Source organism: Flavobacterium sp. 25HG05S-40, from assembly GCF_052654735.1.
Genome location: NZ_CP199750.1, coordinates 416,844 through 435,755 on the forward strand (window position 1 = coordinate 416,844; position 18,912 = coordinate 435,755).

The 18,912-nt window shown below is 32.8% G+C and carries 13 protein-coding genes; 9 read left to right on the forward strand and 4 right to left on the reverse strand.

Annotated features, from left to right (window positions below; all coding sequences use genetic code 11):
* Positions 1 to 5: 5 nt before the first annotated feature.
* From ACULEU_RS01830 to ACULEU_RS01850, 5 genes are all read left to right on the forward strand, one after another.
* Complete coding sequence (locus ACULEU_RS01830; protein ID WP_445453755.1) at positions 6 to 1,139, forward strand: FIST signal transduction protein; 1,134 nt, start codon at positions 6 to 8, stop codon at positions 1,137 to 1,139.
* On the forward strand, positions 1,139 to 2,164 hold the full coding sequence (locus ACULEU_RS01835; RefSeq protein WP_445453756.1) for a sensor histidine kinase: 1,026 nt from the start codon (positions 1,139 to 1,141) through the stop codon (positions 2,162 to 2,164). The genes ACULEU_RS01830 and ACULEU_RS01835 overlap by 1 nt, the downstream gene beginning before the upstream one ends.
* Positions 2,164 to 2,481: an Hpt domain-containing protein gene (locus ACULEU_RS01840; protein WP_445453757.1), complete on the forward strand. Its 318-nt coding sequence runs from the start codon at positions 2,164 to 2,166 to the stop codon at positions 2,479 to 2,481. Before ACULEU_RS01835 ends, ACULEU_RS01840 begins: the two co-directional genes overlap by 1 nt.
* Before the next feature lie 14 nt (positions 2,482 to 2,495).
* Positions 2,496 to 3,212 carry a LytR/AlgR family response regulator transcription factor gene (locus tag ACULEU_RS01845; protein WP_445453758.1) on the forward strand — a complete coding sequence of 239 codons (717 nt, stop codon included), beginning with the start codon at positions 2,496 to 2,498 and terminating at the stop codon, positions 3,210 to 3,212.
* Positions 3,213 to 3,328: 116 nt separating this feature from the next.
* Complete coding sequence (locus ACULEU_RS01850; protein ID WP_445453759.1) at positions 3,329 to 5,767, forward strand: DUF4114 domain-containing protein; 2,439 nt, start codon at positions 3,329 to 3,331, stop codon at positions 5,765 to 5,767.
* A 657-nt stretch (positions 5,768 to 6,424) separates the two neighbouring features.
* Here ACULEU_RS01850 and ACULEU_RS01855 read toward each other — a convergent pair.
* Positions 6,425 to 8,491 carry a tetratricopeptide repeat protein gene (locus tag ACULEU_RS01855; protein WP_445453760.1) on the reverse strand — a complete coding sequence of 689 codons (2,067 nt, stop codon included), beginning with the start codon at positions 8,489 to 8,491 and terminating at the stop codon, positions 6,425 to 6,427.
* A gap of 161 nt (positions 8,492 to 8,652) precedes the next feature.
* Here ACULEU_RS01855 and ACULEU_RS01860 point away from each other — a divergent pair, with 161 nt between their 5' ends.
* The 3 genes from ACULEU_RS01860 (at position 8,653) to ACULEU_RS01870 (ending at position 11,531) form a co-directional block, all read left to right on the forward strand.
* Positions 8,653 to 8,955 carry an STAS domain-containing protein gene (locus tag ACULEU_RS01860; protein ID WP_445453761.1) on the forward strand — a complete coding sequence of 101 codons (303 nt, stop codon included), beginning with the start codon at positions 8,653 to 8,655 and terminating at the stop codon, positions 8,953 to 8,955.
* A 47-nt stretch (positions 8,956 to 9,002) separates the two neighbouring features.
* On the forward strand, positions 9,003 to 10,226 hold the full coding sequence (locus ACULEU_RS01865; RefSeq protein ID WP_445453762.1) for a sugar isomerase: 1,224 nt from the start codon (positions 9,003 to 9,005) through the stop codon (positions 10,224 to 10,226).
* Between the two features lie 102 nt (positions 10,227 to 10,328).
* Positions 10,329 to 11,531, forward strand: a complete 1,203-nt coding sequence (locus tag ACULEU_RS01870) for a glycosyltransferase (protein ID WP_445453763.1) — start codon at positions 10,329 to 10,331, stop codon at positions 11,529 to 11,531.
* Here ACULEU_RS01870 and ACULEU_RS01875 read toward each other — a convergent pair.
* Genes ACULEU_RS01875 through ACULEU_RS01885 form a run of 3 tightly spaced genes read right to left on the reverse strand, consistent with a single transcriptional unit; the run spans position 11,514 to position 17,375 of the window.
* Positions 11,514 to 13,064, reverse strand: coding sequence for a glycoside hydrolase family 2 TIM barrel-domain containing protein (locus ACULEU_RS01875; protein ID WP_445453764.1), 1,551 nt, complete (start codon positions 13,062 to 13,064; stop codon positions 11,514 to 11,516). The genes ACULEU_RS01870 and ACULEU_RS01875 overlap by 18 nt on opposite strands.
* Entirely contained in the window at positions 13,054 to 14,286 is a 1,233-nt protein-coding gene (locus tag ACULEU_RS01880) for a hypothetical protein (RefSeq protein WP_445453765.1), read from the reverse strand. Before ACULEU_RS01880 ends, ACULEU_RS01875 begins: the two co-directional genes overlap by 11 nt.
* The gene (locus ACULEU_RS01885) at positions 14,286 to 17,375 is read right to left on the reverse strand and encodes a hypothetical protein (protein WP_445453766.1); all 3,090 of its coding nucleotides are present in this window, start codon (positions 17,373 to 17,375) and stop codon (positions 14,286 to 14,288) included. Before ACULEU_RS01885 ends, ACULEU_RS01880 begins: the two co-directional genes overlap by 1 nt.
* 183 nt (positions 17,376 to 17,558) lie before the next feature.
* On the opposite strand from ACULEU_RS01885, the gene ACULEU_RS01890 reads away from it, so the two are divergent.
* Positions 17,559 to 18,743 carry a glycosyltransferase gene (locus tag ACULEU_RS01890; protein WP_445453767.1) on the forward strand — a complete coding sequence of 395 codons (1,185 nt, stop codon included), beginning with the start codon at positions 17,559 to 17,561 and terminating at the stop codon, positions 18,741 to 18,743.
* Positions 18,744 to 18,912 lie beyond the last annotated feature (169 nt).

The window sequence follows — 18,912 nt, forward strand, 5'->3', positions numbered from 1 at the left end:
CATCAATGAAAATAGTTCAAGCATCAAAATTAGAAAACCAACCTTGGAAATTCCTTCAAGACAATATAGCCTTAGAAAATCCATTAGTATTGGTTTTTGCCAATCGCTTTTTATTAGAACAAGAAGAAGTCATTACAGATATCCGTATGCAATTTCCTTACGAACATCTTGTTTTTGGCTCTACCTCGGGAGAAATTATGCGTTGTAATGTTAATGATAATTCTATTACGGTAACCGCAATCGAATTTGAGAAAAGTAATTTTGAAATTGTTACCGAAAACATTTTAAATTTCGACAAAAAAGCAAAACCACTCGGAGAAGCTTTATATGCTAAAATACCTAAAACCAATTTAAAGCACTTATTTGTTTTATCGGAAGGAAGTTTTGTGAATGGCAGTTCGTTGATTGAAGGTATTGAAGATAAACTAACTGATGCAGTTTCGATTACAGGCGGTATGTGTGGTGATGATGCTCGATTTTTAAAAACACTTGCTTCTTATAAAGAAAATCCAAAAGAAGGGGAAGTCGTTTTAATTGGTTTTTATGGAGCATCACTTGAAATCACTTTTGCGAGTTTTGGCGGTTGGGTTCCATTTGGTCCCGAACGTAAAATTACCAGTTCCAAAGCCAATATCCTTTTCGAAATTGACGATCAACCGGCACTAGACCTATACAAAAACTACTTGGGTGATAAAGCTAGCGAATTGCCACAAGCTTCCCTATTATATCCTTTGAATGTAACTCCCGAAGGCAAAAATGAACCAGTCGTACGCACGATTCTAAGTATCAATGAAGATAATAATTCGATGGTACTTGCCGGTGATGTTCCAGTAAATTCAAGAGTACAACTCATGATGGCATCCGTAGACGGAATTGCAACTGGAGCTCAACATGCTGCTGAAATAGCCATGAGAAATAGAAAATCATCACCGCAAGTTGCCTTGTTGGTGAGTTGTATCGGAAGAAAATTAGTCATGAACCAAAGAGTCGAAGAAGAAATAGAACAAGTCCAAGAAATCATTGGAAAACAAACCGCCATCACAGGTTTTTATTCGTATGGCGAAATGGCACCTTTTAATGGTCAAATGGCATGTGAATTACACAATCAAACCATGACATTAACATTAATCAGCGAATAATGAATTCCTTATTAAAAAGACAAATTGCCAAGCATTTAGATACAGGTCTCAATAATATTGACTTGTTTTTTAAAGCCGTAGACAATTCCTATGAAAATTATGAGGAGCAAATAGCAATGTTGCAACGCGCTATGAAGATTAGCTCAGATGAACTTTATACTGCTAACCAAAAATTGAGAGAAGAATCAGAAAGTTTGAAAGATATTAATCGGAATTTAGAGTCTATTCTAAATTCTATGAATCTCGACGCTTCTAAATTTTCGAATACTGATACGCTTAAATCTTCTGAATATATCAAACAACAAGCCGTTGAAATTATAAAAATCAACAAGCAACGAGAAGAATTGTTGGCCAACCTTGAAAAACAAAACCAAGCGTTGAATGAATACGCTCATATGGTATCCCACGATTTAAAAGCACCGTTGCGAAGTATTGATACCCTAATCAATTGGTTTATGGAAGACAATGCCACTATGATGACAGACGAAAATAAAAAATCGATGCTCACTATTTTATCAAATGTTGAAAAAATGGATTTGCTGATTAAAGGCATTTTGGTGTATTCATCAGTAGAAAAACAAGAAGTAGAAGACCGAACCATCGATTTAAATATTTTGATTGATGAAGTCGTTCGTACGATTCATGTGCCCAATCACATTACTTTGACCGTAAACAATACCCTACCTAAAGTATTTGGCAATCAATACCGATTCAATCAGTTGTTTCAAAATCTGATTCAGAATGCCATAAAATACAATGATAAACCCGCTGGAACTATTGAAATTGGGAGCACTGAAACCGAAACCGAAATACAGTTTTTCATTAAAGACAATGGTATTGGTATCGCAGAGAAATACCAAGGCAAAATCTTTGATGTATTTTCAAAGCTGCATAGCAATGATCCTTCTTCCGGAATTGGACTTTCCATCGTAAAGAAAATTATCGATATATATCATGGTAAAATTTGGCTGCAAAGCCAAGAAAATATAGGTACTACTTTTTATTTCACCCTACCCAAAAACTAATGGAACAACCCAATAACAATTATATCGACCAACTCTCGGGCGATAATCTCAAATTTAAAGCTAAAATGATTGCCATTTTGAAACGGGAGTTGCCTGAAGAGATTGTTATTTATCAAAACCAAATGCTAAATAATGATTTGGGAGAAGCGGCACAATGTGTGCACAAATTGAAACACAAAATTTCTATACTTGGTCTTGAAAAAAGTTATTATATTGCTGAACAATTTGAAGAGCATTTGAAAAATAAAAGTACTGTATTGCAATCCGACTTTGAAGCTATTCTAAAAGTGATGCAGCAGTTTGTTCAGGAATTATAATTTTGATTTAAGATATGAATTGCATTGTTATCGACGACGAAGAAATGGCAAGAGCCATTATTGGACAAATGATTGAGAATTCCACTCAATTGAATTTAGTTCAAGAGTTTTCGAACGCGATGCAAGCCATCAAATATTTGAATCAAAACGAAGTCGATTTAATTTTCCTCGATATTCACATGCCTGATTTTACCGGTTTCGATTTTATTCAAACCATAAAAAATCCACCAAAAGTTATATTAGTTACTTCTGATAAAAATTTTGCTATAGAAGCTTTTGAGTATGAATGTATCGTCGACTATTTAGTAAAACCAATCACGGAAGACAGATTTCAAAAAGCCGTCCAAAAAGCAGCAAGTGCCTCTGTTCCTTCAGCTACTGTAAAATTGGATTCAAAAAATGCAGAGCCACAAGACACTACTAATGAATTCTACGTAAACATCGACCGAAGGTTAATAAAGATTGAGTTTGCTTCTGTAAATGTCGTAGAGGCCAAAGGAGATTATATCCATATTAAAACAGAGGGAAAAAACTATGTTGTTCACTCAACTCTAAAAAAAATTGAAGACAAATTGCCTAAAGATTTGTTTTTAAAAGTGCATCGTTCGTTTATAATCAATACTAAAAAGATTGTAGACATTGAAGACAATAGCGTCTTAATTGCCAAAGAAGTCATACCGGTTAGTCGTTCCAATAGACCCGAATTAATGAAGCGATTGAATCTGCTTTAAATCATTCATCTATACTTTTTTCTATTTCGTCTACACTTCTTTATAGTATAAACTAAAATTCACTTTCTCTCTATTTCATACTGCTAGTTTTGTATCATAATTAATAAATCAAAATTATGAAACGACTACTATTTTTATTTGCAATTTTATCCAGTACAGCTTTCTATGCGCAAGGGTATCAATTTCTAGGGAGTTATACGGCTGATGGAACACCACTTTATTTTGTTCAAAGTGATGTCATCAGTACATCAACAATGACTTTAGTTAATAATTCATTACCTGAGAATTATCCGGTGCCAACATACAATCCGCAATACATTTCTTCAGGATATGACACTGATGTTATCATAGATAGTTTGGCTGATGTTTGGGTAACCTTTGTTAAAGAAGGCGCAGGATACAAAAATGTGCTTGGTTTTTATACGTATGACTTAAACAACCCACCAACTACGGCTCCAACAGCAAGTCAAATAACTATTGTTTTCCCAAATGTTTCTGCGCAAGGAAGTGGTGGTTCATTGGTTGCTGGTAACAAGGTTAAAATAGGAACTTTCCCCGCAGGAACGGGAATTGGGTGGGTTTTACTAGCTAACGGTTGGAATGGCACTGCTGTTACTAATGGTTTGTGGAGATTGTTTTCAAACCCGAATTTTAATCCAGAGAGCGATCCTAACTTAAGACAACATAACGTATTGTTAAATGATCCTGATAATCAAAGAATCATCTTAGGATTTGAAGATATCCGTAGAGATAATAGTAACTGTGATAATGATTTTAACGATGCTGTTTTTTATGTTTCAGCCAATCCTTATGAAGCTTTGCGTATAACGAATACTGCAGATATTAGTTCAGCTACCGATGTAACTTCAGCCAATAATGGAGGCTTAGAGAGTAAAGGTGATTTAGCTACTTTAATTGCAAAGCGAAATTTTAATCGAATCAAGACGAATAGTTTTGCCGATACTAAAGCTAAGCAATCAGCATTTTTACACAATTCAACGGCACAATTAAGAACTAATTCTGCAGTAAATTTTTCAACATTATTACCACAAACTGGAATGTTTGGTACTGAAACTACTTTTGTGTCAAGTCCAACCGATTTAGTGGGAATAACAAACGCGGTACAAGTTTATTCTGTAGATTATTATCAAGGAAATACAAGAGTTGCTGCTGTTTTGGCAACGCAAACTAAAGATGGAATTTATGGGCATTCGAAAGCAATTTGTGATCGATTAAACAATTCAAACCTTGAAGATGTGAGAACTATTACGCTAAACGGATATGAAATTGTAATGGTAAAAATAAAAAGAGCTAATGGCGCCATTGAATTTGCTCTAAACTTTTCGGTACAACAGTTAACAAGTGAAAATAAATTACATAGTTATTGGAATATTAATCAATATCCAACAGGAGACTATACTAATTTCCAGGTTTGGGGTTCTTCGATGGGTCAAGTATGCAGCATCACCAATTATATTGTAACTCAATTTCAAAATCAAGGTGCTTTTACAGAGGATACTGTAACTAATAGAATCCCATCAGTGTTTGTTAAAAGTGGCTATTATAGAAATGGTGAATTGCATTTAAAAATGATTAATAAATCGGGCGATTTACAAATGTCATTCACAGCCAATAAAAAACAAACCGAGCTTTCTTCATTGGAACCGATAAACCAAATTATTCCATTAACAGGAGCCTTTGAACAAAATCTAACTATCAATACCGGAGGTTTGTTTGATATCGGACTGGCAATACAAGGAAATAACTCTACGCAATCGGATGCCTTATATATGGCAGATGGTCCATGGGGATTAGATTATGTTGCATCAGAAAACAACATCAATGGTTATGAAATTTCAAATAATGATATCCAAGTTGCTTCAGATGAATATAAAATTGAACGTAATGTAAATGTAGTTGGAGAAGTTTACGGGACAGTTAATTTATTTAGAAATATTTTGCCTGGAGAGTTGACTTTTAATGCGGACGCGTATAGTTCTGTTAGCTTTACCTTACAAAATTCTTTACCAGTTGAAGTTGTTTTGGTAACGGAAGGTTTATCAGATTGGAACAACAGATTTCGAATTGCATTGCCAGCGCATAACGTAAACACGACTGTAACACTTTCTTTATCCGATTTTGTGAATGCAACCGGAGAATCTTTTAATCAAGAAAACGTAAAAGGTTTTGTATTTTCAACTTCAGGAAATTACACTACTCAACAGCCTTTCGCTATAAGTGTTTCTAATCTTAAGCTAGGAAATACGACAGCTTTAGGATTGCCAACGAACGAATCTCTTTCATCGAAAGCATTATATAATTATCCAAATCCATGTCATGCTTCAACAACATTGGTTTTACCAAATCCATCAGCTTCTGTTTCTATTAAAATAATAGACCAAAGGGGTAGAGTTGTTGCATTTGAAAAGAAAGAGGTTAACCAATTCAACCATGAAGTTTCCATCAGTACTGAAGATTTAAATTTGGGGATTTATATTCTTGAAGTTACTACTGATGAAAACAAAAAGTTGTTTGCCAAATTCCTTAAGAACTAAATACCACAATTACTAGGAATTTGAAAAAAGGCTGTCAATTGACAGCCTTTTTGTTTTTGAATACCTGTGTAAGCTTTATATAAAATATTCTTATATAGTTTTGTTTTAATCGAAATTAACATCGCTTCCAGTTATTTTTATCTCTATGAAGATTGATAAACAATCGATTATAGCGTTTGTATTCCAATCAAAATTATAATTGATTCGATGAATTTTAGTGATTTGAAAGAATATAAGCAATACAGATAGCATCATTTATATACTCAAAAAGTGTTTTTTAATTCACTTGTTTTTTTAGCTAAAGATAAATCAATAAAAATCACAAAGGCGTTATATTTCTCTAGACTAAAATAAACAGTTGACTTTTGTTTTTAATCGTAACGAATTGATAGATTAATCTATCTTCAAAACCTGATTTTGGAAGTAAAGAATAATATAAATAACAGAATAAAAAGCTTTTAAAGTTAGTGTCCGTTTGAGCGGTATAAAAATATTTTGTATCCCAACATAAGATTTATGTTTGGGGATTTGTCCTTTTTAATTTGTTGCCAGTACAAGAAAAAGGTTCTTTATCAAATTTCTTAAGAACCAAAGGCCTAAACTATTAGGAGTTAGGAATTTAACAAAAAGGCTGTCATTTGACAGCCTTTTTGTTTTTTAATTACTTTCCGAAGTTTTAAATAGAGGTTGGTTGAATAGGTTCCATTTTAAGCGAAACCCAATTTCAGTATAGGTAAATCCAGCTACAGAAGCGGAAGCAATGTTACTCTTTCCGCCATAAAGATTGGTTAGCAATCTATCAGAAAACTTGTATCCCAAACGCAATTGAAAGCGATATGTTGACTGTTTGTCATTCGATTCAATATATTGATAACCAAAAGCCGCATTTACATTATAAAAAAAGTGTTTTGCTAGTGTAGTTTTTTCATCTTTTAATAAATCAACAAAAATTTCATAGGCATTAAATTCCTCTGGACTAAAATAAACCGTTGGCACTTGATCTTTAAAAGTAATAAACTGATAATTTAACCCCGCTTTTAACCCCGCCTTTGGGAGTATGGTATAATACAATGAGGTAAATAAAAGATTTCTTGTGTTATTGTCGGTTTGTGAAGTATAGAAATATTGAGTAAACCAACCTAAGTTGATATTAGTTCCCAAATTATAATTAAAATAATAGTTGTTTGCCGCTATTTGTTTGTCGATCAAATCGGTATTAAAATTTTGCAATTCGCGTTTGTAACCAATTTCTAAATCCTGTAATTTATATGGTTTTATTTTAAAGTAAGCGTTAAATAATCCCTCAGTATAGTTGCTGTTATTGGTATTGGCCGAAGTGATACCAGCATCAAAATTAAAACTTATTTTTGTGTGGAATTTATATCCAAAACCAATTAAAAAATCATTGGATTCTGCTTTTATATCGGTAATTTTATTACCTGTTTTCCGAAATTGATATGAACTGTTCACCGTCCATTTTGTAGAAAGAGGAAACGTCAACAAAGTTTTCGATGCATAGGCCGTATTATTCCCATTATCAAAAGAGTAACTGATTTTTTCTTCCAAAGAAGGAGTATGTTCTTCTTTTAATTTCTTTAAAAAGTTTGTAGCATCGTTTTGATTTTCAAAAATAGTTAACGTGGTTTTGACTGCTGAATAAGCTTTATCAATTTCACCCCAAGCATAATAGGCATTGGCAATTCCTAAATTTCCATCAAAAGATTTAGAATCGTTTACTAAAATAGCGCTATAATATCCGATGCTATTTTTGAAATCACTTTTATAGATAGATAAGGTAGCAGATAGTGCAAGCAACCAATTTTCATTAATATATTGACTATTCAATTCTTTAATTTTTGCATCGGCTTCTTTGAATTTTTTATTCCAAATTAATGCCTGAACATAGCGTTCGTATGTTTGTTTTTTTAGTGTTTCATCCGTGCTTCCTTTTGCTAAATCAATAGCTTTCATGGAAGTTTGTAAGGCTTGTTTTTCTTTACCGTCAATATGTTCAATTAAAGCCAATCCATTCATAGCTATAATTGGGTCTTTTTCAGACAACAATGCATAGATGGATTTTCCTTTGGCAATGTCTTTAATAATAAGATATAAATTAGCTTTGTTTAGTAATGTTTCTTTGTCATTTGGGAAATCTGCTAATATTTCATTATAAAAAACTTCTGCTTCTGCATATTTTTTTTCTTTTACTTTATCATTGGCATAACCTAATTTGATATACTTTCTAGAAACCAATGCACCTGAATTACCCGGAGACAATACTAAAGCTTTATTGACGTTCAATAATGCTTCCGGGAACTCTTTTAAGTTAGAAAGTGTGTTTGCAAATCCTAAATGAGCTACAAAGTTTGTTGGATTGTTTGCGACCAAGTTGCTGTAAAAGACTTTTGCTTCAGCGAATTTTTTATTCCATAACAAAGCTTCTGCATAATTTAGTTCTATTTCTAAATCACCTGGATATTCTTTTTTTAAAGTGACAAACAATTGCAACGCTTGTTCTGGTTGCTTATTTAATCCAACAGCTCTAGCATAACACAAGCGGGCAGTTTTATTTTGAGGATAATCTTTTAAAATGGCTGCAAAGAAAACTTCAGCTTTGCTAAATTCTCCTTTTTCAAGATTATTAAAACCGGCATCCATATTTTGAGCGCTAACTATACCTGTTACTAAAAGGAAAAACAGGATTGTTTGATGTGCTAATTTCATTCGTCGATGATGTATTTATTTAAGAGTGCAAGTTAGGGACAAACCTATTATATTTCAACTAAAGTAAACCGTCATTCGTCGAATAAAATCAATGTCTCGCGGCTAAACGCTAGATATTTGCATCAGAAATTATAAATACTATTAATTAAAAACAATATGTCATGGCTTTAGAAATTACAAATAACGCTGGAATTTATGAAATCAAAGGAGATCTAAATTCTCAAAATGTATTATCCTTAAACAATCATTTCGAGACTTTGTTAGAACGTTCAAAAATGATTACGCTTTCTTTAAACAAACTTATAGATATTGATACAAGTGCCGTTTCAGCTCTTGCTTCACTTTATAAAAAAGCAATGTCTCACAATAAAGTGTTTTATATTATTGGGCAAGAGAACTCTAAAATTAATGCGGAATTTCATACTCAAAAATTGAGCTACATTTTACGCAGCGACGTTCTTTAACGTATTGAATATAACAATTAATCAAAATAATCACTAACACTCTTGCAATGATTTCTAAGCGTCTCAGTCCGGAACAATTTTTTATGGCAACTATGTTGGTCGTCAATGCAGGAAACTATTTTTATAATCTAATTTTAGGGAGATTATTATCACCAGCTGCCTTTTCTGATGCGGCACTATTAATTACCTTTTTATTAGTGCTTTCGTTTCTCGGTATGACGTTTCAAATAGTTACTTCAAAGTATGCTGTTCTATATGATTCCATAAAATTAGAGGCTTTTATAAAGTTAATAACTAGAGCAGCTACTGGATTTAGTGTTGTTACAGGTTTGCTGATCGTGCTGTCTGCTGAATCGCTTCAGGAACTTTTTAAAACTGAAACCAGTGAAATGTTTTATGTTTTCGGATTTGGTATTCCATTGTATTTTATTATTAGTGTTAATAGAGGATTGTATCAAGGAAAGCATGACCTAAATGGCATGTCCATTACGTATCAAATAGAAATGATTGTTCGTTTGGTTGCTACAATCATTTTTATCTTTCTACTGCCAAATGTGCCAACTTCAATAGCTATTGCTGCGGGTATACTGGTTTCATTTATTTTTGGATTATTTCCTTTCCAGAAAAGGATTTTCAAGGTTTCGAAAGTTGTTATTACGGATAACATAAATGTTAAAAGTATAGCCATCTTTTTTGGACTAACGGCCTTTTATGAACTTACCCAAATCATTATAAATAATAGCGATATTTTATTAGTAAAACATTATTTCACAAATGATGAGGCAGGATTGTACGCATCTTTAGCATTAATTGGCAGAGTGGTTTATTTTGTAGCATGGATGTTTGTAATGATGTTGTTACCCAAAGTAATTCAACTGCATAAAGAAGGAAATGATACTAAACCTGTTTTAATGAAATATGTGGGTTATATTGTCCTTTTGTCGGCAGTAGTAGTAACTGGAAGTTTTTTGTTTCCTAAACTAGTTGTCTCTTTAATGTTTGGTCAAAAATACCTTTCCATTGCCCCGTTACTATGGAAATATGCCTTAGCTACTTCGGTTTTTGCTGTTGCTAATATCTTTGCTTATTATTTTTTATCTATCGGAAAATACCTTCCGGTAATTATCTCGGCAATTCTTGGTTTAACTCAAATAATCTTGATTGTTCTATTCCATAATTCATTAGAACAGGTTGTTGAAATGCAAATCATTTCGATGGTAATCCTATTGATTTTTCAATTGATCTTTTTCTTTCATCATCAGAAAAAATAGGTTCGTCTAAAGTAAATTTCCATTCATCGAAAATGACACTATTTCTTCTGGATTAGTTGGACTTTTGTCATGAAAGAAATAAAAACCTTAAAGTATAACACAATGAAAATAGCAGTTGTAACGGCGTTCCCGCCAAGTAAAGTAACCTTAAACGAATATGGTTATCATTTAGTAAAGAACTTTGCTCAAAAAGAAGAAGTGAGCGAATTGGTTTTAATCACCGATAAAACTTCTGAACCAAAACAATTGGATTTTGAGAACAGTCAAAAAGTATCTGTAAACGAATGCTGGGAATTCAATAGTTATGCTAATATCTTCACAATTGTAAAAGCAATTTTAAAAGAAAAGCCAGATGCTGTTTTGTTTAATTTACAATTTGTAAAATTTGGAGATAAAAAAATCCCTGCGGCTTTAGGATTATTGTTGCCAATGATTTTAAAAATGTTAGGATGCAACACCGTAGTTTTATTGCACAATATCATGGAACAAGTTGATTTAGCAAATGCTGGATTCACATCCAATAAGTTAGCTCAAAAAATTTATAATTTTATTGGAACAACACTTACGAGTTGCATATTAAAAGCCGATACTGTTGCAGTAACCATCAATAAATATGTTGAGGTTTTAAATGCAAAATATAAAACTAATAATGTGGCTATAATTCCTCATGGTTCTTTTGAAACGCCTCAATCTGTTAGTTTTGATTTACCTACAGGACCTAAAAAAGTGATGGCTTTCGGTAAGTTTGGGACTTATAAAAAAGTAGAAATTCTAATCGATGCGGTTGAATTAATCAGACAAACCAACAAAGAACCTATTGAAATAGTTATTGCTGGAACCGATAGCCCAAATACTCCTGGTTATTTGAAATCGGTTAAAGAAAAATATGCTCATGTTGAGGGATTAACTTTTACAGGTTATGTCGAAGAAAATGACGTAGAAAGAATTTTTACAGAAAGTACGATTGTAGCTTTTCCTTATACGTCTACTACCGGAAGCTCTGGTGTATTACATCAAGCCGGAAGTTATGGAAAGGCTGTGGTAATGCCTGATTTAGGGGATTTAGCATTGTTAGTAGAAGATGAAGGGTATAAAGGGGAATTTTTTAATCCGGAAAGCGCTTCATCGTTAGCAAAAGCAATAAGTACTATTCTTGAAGATGATACTTACAGAAGACGTATTGCGCAAACTAACTATAATGCAGCTTGTGCCCTTTCAATGGATAGAATTGTTGACATGTATTTGCAAAAATTCGAAGAAATTCAAATGCATAAAATGCAACATACTTTAGTAGGTAATATGTAAAAATGCTGGTTTCTTTTTTCCATTTTCATCAATAAAACCGAATTTTTTCTGTCTGTTTTTTTGCCAAGGCCATTTTCCAGCAACTTGATTGGGAACATTAGGGAAATCATATAACGTCCACGACATAAATGCAAGATTGTTCTTTTTGAATAAGGCTTGCATTTTTTTGTGGTATTCGGCTTGACCATCGTTGTTTGCTCCAAACCAACTCCAAAGCCCTCGATAAGAAGGAATGCCAAATTCCTGAATTACCAGTGGTTTTTTACTAGCTAAATCTAATGTTCCATATTCTGTTTCAAAATCATCTATAGCATTATAAAAATGATAGGAAACAAAATCTACTTTCTCTTCTAAATTAGTCGCTTCATACGAATTAGACCAACCAATGGTAACCAAATGATTCGGGTCGTTTTCTTTGACAACAGTGATCATTTGTTGCAACCATTGAAGCACATTGTTTTTGTCTCGGCTTTCAAAATCTAAATTGGGTTCGTTTTTAATATCCCAAGCAATTATGGCTTTGTGGTTTTTAAATTCAGAAACAATTTTTTCTGCATGTCGACTTGTTAATGTCCAGCTCTCTATGGTATAATCACTATAAAAGTCGAATAAGGTTATGATAACCTTTAAATCTTTAGCTTCAGCTATGTCTAAAAGGGTTCTAAGTTTTTTTAGTTTTTCTGTTTTGATATCAGCCCTGCCAAAATCGTCATATTGTATGAAAATCCGAATAGAATTGAGTTTTACCTTTTTTATGATATCAAAATCTTTAGCAATGGTATCTTTATTAAAGGAATCTCCAAAAGTATCCCAAGCTGAATTTTTAGGATAATAATTAATCCCCTTTATAGTAAAATCGGCATTATTAAATTTGATTTTTTTACCCACTACTTTAAATTCAGGACTTGTTTTCAAAGTGTCTTTTGCAACTGGTTCTTGTTTCATTCTCTGCATGTGACGAATACGCCAGAAACCATCTTCTAGCAACATTAATACCTTGTAAGTAGCCGTGTCTTGAATTTCGGTTACTAATTTTTTGTCTTTATAAACTTTTTGAAATTCGATTACATTTTTATCTGTAAATACAACTTGTTGACCGTCTTCACTGTAAAATTCTAATTTAGGATGATGTTTTAAAGTGGTACTTTCTATTGAAATGTTGTTTTTTAAATTGTAATCTATGGTATGGTATAAATTTACTCGGGCATTTTGGGTATAAAAGTCTTCAACACCTTGTTTTTTATTATTCTCTAGCGATTTGTTTTTGATATACCAAGAAAACAAATAGTCTTTTTCAATCATTTTCAAGGTAGTTGGTTCCATTTTTCGACCTTCATTTTTTAATTCCTCCCAGCTTACTTTTGGCAAATACGTATTAACGGTCTCTTTTTCTAAATGCAACATCGAACTTCTGTCGGCGCCCGTATTTAAATAATCTAAAATGCTACTCAATCCAAACAGCAAAAGAACATTTAGCAAAATAAATGAGCTTATCAACACTATTCGAATCGTTTTTTTATTGTTAATGGTCATAGTTTAAAGTTGTGGTTTTTTGAGTAATTCCCAACGTGGTAATTTCAAAGTGATAGCTGTTTGCTTTATAAAAATCTTCGGCAAGTTCAAAAGTTGCCATTCCTTTTGAGGTTTCTGCTTGTAAAGATGTCACTTGTTTATTTTGATTAAAAACTTTTACAACTACTTTAATTCCGTCGGGAACCAATTGATTCATAAAGCTTTTTATTGGGCCAATAATTAGTGTTCTATTTTTGTTTGAGAAAGAATAATTAAAAGATGAAATAATCGGTTTGTAATTGATAACAATCGAATTACTTTCAGCAATTCCGGTTACATAGCCTTTTACCAAATATATATCTTGATGATCTGGGTGTAGTATTTGAGCCGAAGCAATGCCATTTATAGTTGTGCCAAACGTTTTTAAAACCATATTGGTTTTTGTTTTAATAATGTAGGAAACCATGGTTCCGTCGCTAACCGTGTTGCCAAATTGGTCTTTGATGATTGATGTTGAAAAATGAGTTACTTGATTTCCGTCAGCATACTCATGATTTCTCGTATAATTGATGGTGAAATTGGTTGCGATGTTGGGGTACACTTCGGTTTCAATTTCTTTGGACATAATAGTGTTACTTTCAGTGGAAACTAGCATTTTTCCAGATTTTGAAGGCGAATAGATTTCATACCACGCAATAAAATCTTTAGTTTTTAAATCGAGGCTCGTTACATTTTGCAAAAACTGGTATTTCAAACCAACGCTTGTATTGTCTGTTTTTGGATTGTCAAAGCTATCAGTTGGCACTGTAACCATCATTGTGAATTCTTTGCCTCCCGCTAAAATAGTTCGCGGACCAAGATAATTTTCGATAACCGTTTTCGTTTTATCATTTGGAATTATTTCAAAGGTTCCGGAATTTGTAGTATTATTATTATTATTGACTAAAAACCACGAAATAGTACCCGTTTTTTGACAATAATTCTCTGGCATTTTAAAAACATAATTTCCTTTTTCAAAAGTGGCATCAAGTAACGTTTTTCCATAGGAATGGATGAGGTAAAGTTGTGGTTTTTCTTTTTCAGATTTTGAATAAAATCCTAATTCAATTGTATTGCCAGCAATATAAGTATTGGACTTTGAAACTAATTTAAACGATTGTTCTTTGTCAGAAACCATAGTGGTGCCGAATGCCAAAAGAAGCAAAGCACTTAATAAAAACAATATGTTTCTAGTCTTTATCATTATCGTGGGTTTCCAATGTAATTATTGATTTCAATTTTGATATAATCAAATCCGTTGCCTTTTATTTTTTGCAACTGTTCTTCATTTTGTACCGATTTTCTATTAGGAACCACCGCCTTTGAAATAGAAGCGTTGTTCAAACCATTTACAAAGCAATTTTCTAAAGAAGATTTTAGCGTTTTACATTGAGTTAAGTTTAATAATTTATAATCAAAATAATTTTTTCGTTGCACACGAACGCCTTCTCGCATAAAGAAATGATCTACATAAATCAGTTCCTTTTTAGCATTATAATAGGAAACTAAAATTTCCGGAATCGTACTTTCTTGAATTCCATAATTAAACAGTGTTCCTTTGATGTGGTTGTTTTCAATGATAAAATCAGAAAGGGCAACCTGTGTATACAAATCGGTTATCGCAACATTCCCAGCACATTGTATGTCAAAGGTTATTGGTGTTCCTTTGATATCTAAAGGTGTAAATTCATTTGGATTAAAGGTCTTTGGCTTTACATCGGTATTTTTTACCCAGGCAATGTCTTCAAAATTAACTTTAAAACTCGTAATTTCCATCGGCATCAATTTGTGTTTGATTTCATATTTTGAGTTGAATGAGGCTAACTTATTATTGTCTTTGTCATATAATGTGGCTTTCAAAACTACATCCGCAGGTACATCTTCTACATTTTGCACTTCGCCAATGATGAGGTATTGCTTATTGAATTGAATTAGTTTGGCTGATAAAATCTCCAAAACTGGCTGTTTCAAAACATCATCATGATAGGTTTGTTGTGTTGAGACCGCTCTTCTTCCGTGTTTGAAAAACTCCGTGCCGTTATTTGAAACAAATTGATCCGGCGGAATATCCAAATCAATTTTATTGGGAACAATATACCATTTCCCGTTTTCTTTTATAACCTCATGAGTATAGTCTTTTTGAATAATTTCCAATGGAGTGACCCATTTGGTTTTGGCAATGATTTTGGCAGCGTTTTCCGTTTGATTCAAAACTTGAATATCGATGGCATCCATTTTAGCATATGAATTCAAAATCCCATCTTGCACTGCAGTTTCCAACATGAATTGTGACAAGGTTTTATTTGCTTTTGGATCTAAAAAGGAATGGGCTTTTTCAAATTCTTTAAAGTCGATGGCATCATAATACGATTTTACTACATTCTTCGGACTTAACTGCGATGAATTGTTAATGTAAAACTGATAAGTAAAATAAAAGATGATTAGCATTAAAAATCCAGCCCAAAGATGAAGCAGCGTAACCATTTTTCTTGGAAAAGCTTTATAGTCGACCGCAAATTTGAAAAAATCAGGTTGTGTTATGGGTTTTAACTTTAGTGCTTGATATAAGATCATTTGTACATTCAACACAAAAGCAACGACCACAGTCAATAAAGGAATAATGCCCCACATCAATTTTTGATATAAAGGAACATCTTCAAAAGGAAGAATTTTTGGTAATGGCGCTACGTTTAGTTTTTCCCATACCATAATGCCATTTTCCAATTGTGTCAACCGGTGCCATCCACAGAAATACAAAATAGGATCGTAGAATTTGTCGTTAGAAAAAACATATTTCAAGTTGTATTTTTCGGGAACCGTTAAAAATTGTTGTAAGGAACCAATGCCTTCTAAACCTCGAAACTTTGAATTTTCTAATCGTTCCACTGCACGAGAGGTTAATTCAGGAAGTCGTCGCGCCGAATGATAATTTCCATCTACCGTTAAGGCTTTCGTTTGAAAGGAAAGCGTTGCCATTTGGTCGCCAAAACCTAACGGCAAATAACGCCATTGATCGTGTTGGTCTTGGTTTAGGAAATTAATAATAGGCAGTGTGTTTATTTTTTGCGGTTGAAACGGGCGGAAATACCCTAAGGTAATGGTGAAAATTGCCATAAACAAAAACGAACCAGCAAATAATCCTGAAAGGATTTTATAATATACTGAGCCAAACCGTTCTTCCAGATTGGCTCTTAAATCACCTTCAACTAATCGATATACAAATTCACCAAATAGAGGCAAACTCATGATGGCAGCCCAAAGCGTAAATCGGTCTAGCGTTAAAATATTGAAAGCATTGGCTCCTAGTATTTTTAACGGAATTGAAGTAGTTCCTCCGGTGCCTAAAATAGTTAACAATGTAATAGACAAACCAAAGAACAAATACCGTTTGTTGTAATATCGATAAAAAACATAAGGTAATAAGAATACTAAAATGCCCCATGGAATCACGAAGAACATCAGTCCAGAGGAAGTAACTTCTAGAAAATTATCACGACTTCCATGTGGTATGGGAACTTGAGTAATTGGATTGTTTTTAGAATTAATCCAATAGGGAAGTATGCAAAATACAATTAGAAAAACAGCGGTTACTCCAAAAGCTATGATTCGTTTTAATAAGGAGAATAAGGTTTGAACAAATAATTTCAGTTTAATTTCTTTATGAGAATTAACTTTTTCTCTTGCTGCATCCATTACTGTCATTCCTATTAATGGGAAAATGAAGAAAATCATTCCAAACAAAGGCGTTACATGATGCGAACAAACTGTAACTGCAATTAATGATATAGAAGTAAAAAAATACTTTTTGACGCCAGTTTTTATCCAAAGATAAATTTCGGGTAAGGCATGCATCAAGACGGATATTCCAATAATACTAGGTAATTGACCAAATATGTGTAACGTTTCTATAAAAGAAGAGGAAAAGACAGCCACTAAAGCAGCATAACCTGCAACATTCCGATTGCCTGTAATTAGAAGTGAAAATCGGAAAACACCTGTAATGAAAAGAATAATAGCAATTATGGCTACCGTAAACAATCCGAATTTTAAGCCACCGATAAATGATAATAATCCAATGGATTGATGCACTAATGGAGGATACCCCATAACCGTGAAGCCTGTATACCAACTGTAATTCCATGGTTCAAACCAGCTTTGCGCGTAGTGATTTCCAAAAAACATATGAATTAAGGCATCATATGAGTTTTCTAAAGTGAAAAATATAGCACTCGAATGGAAAACCAATCCAATTAATAAAGCGGCTAATAAATATTTATTTGATTTTTCTCTCACAAAGAGTTACTTGTTGTATGATTGATGTAAATATACTAATAATGAATAAATAGATGAATTAAACGGAACTACATATAATTCCCATTCATCGAAAGGAAACCTTCATTGGTCTAAAAACCAAAAAATGAAATCGCTAACGAATCTATATTTGCCATGAAAATAACAATAAAAAACACCAACGATATGAAAATTTTAATTGTAGACGACCAAGAATTAGTATTGCTTTCTTTGAATAAGTGCTTAACCGACTTAGGTTATGATGTAATAAGTTCAAATAATGTTTTTGATGCCATTAAAAAGTACGATCAATATGAACCAAACTTGGTTATTGCCGACATCAATATGCCGGTTTTAGAAATCGAAAGTCAAAAAAATGACACCACCAATATCAATGAAAAAGCTTCGGGTTTAGAAATTGTTAAGTACATTAAAAAAATCAAAAAGCATGACACACCAGTTATGATTTTGTCTGGAAATAATGAGGAAGAAATCATAGTGAAGGGTTTCGAATTAGGCGCTGCAGATTATATGAAAAAACCGTTGAGTTTAAGTGAGATTGGAGCCCGAGTTAGAAGATTGATTGGTTCGGAAAATGCCATTCCTTTAGTCGATGTGAATAAAAATAGAAGTATTCAAAGTACCTGTACTGGAGTTGTAATTCCTTGTTATAATGAAGAAACCAGATTGTCAAGCGATGAGTTCAAAGCGTTTGTTCATAGAAATTTAGGCTATCATTTATGCTTTGTAAATGACGGAAGTAAAGACAATACTTTGGGCGTTTTACAAGAATTGCGTAAAGGTAATGAGGATAGAATTAGTATTTATGATTGTGAAAAAAATGGTGGAAAAGCAGAAGCGGTTCGTTTAGGAATGTTGCATCTAGCGAAAGACAATCAGTTTGATTATATTGGCTTTTTAGATGCGGATTTATCAACTAATTTTGAAGATTTTGATGATTTGGTGCAAACAATAAGTAATTCTAATTATAAAATTGTAAGCGGTTCTCGCATCAACAGAATGGGTGCCGATATCGCTAAAGAATCAGCTCGAAAAATTATCAGCCAAGGTATTAATTTGATCATCAGAAAAACGTTGGGAATGGATTTCAAAGATACTCAATGCGGTGCGAAAGTCATGACCAAAGAAATTGTTGATAAAACTTTTCAAAAGAAATTTTTGACGAAATGGTTGTTTGATGTTGAAATTTTTATGCGGATGAAAAAAGTATACGGAAGTGAACAAGCAAAAGAATTAATTTGTGAGAAACCATTAAACCGTTGGGTACATATGGATGGTTCTAAGTTATCATTTAAAGATTCATTCAAGATTGTTGGACAAATAGGACAAATTGCTGTTCATTATAGATAGTGTGTTAGGGAGTTTTTATTTTTTTTCTTTAAAAGAGGTTGCTAATGCTACCTCTTTTTTATTGTTTATATGACTATTTATAGACTACTAGTTTATCGTTTAAATAATTCTTAGATATTTTTATGCTAAAGTATGAATGTTTCAGTTTTATGACCAGTAATCTTCATAA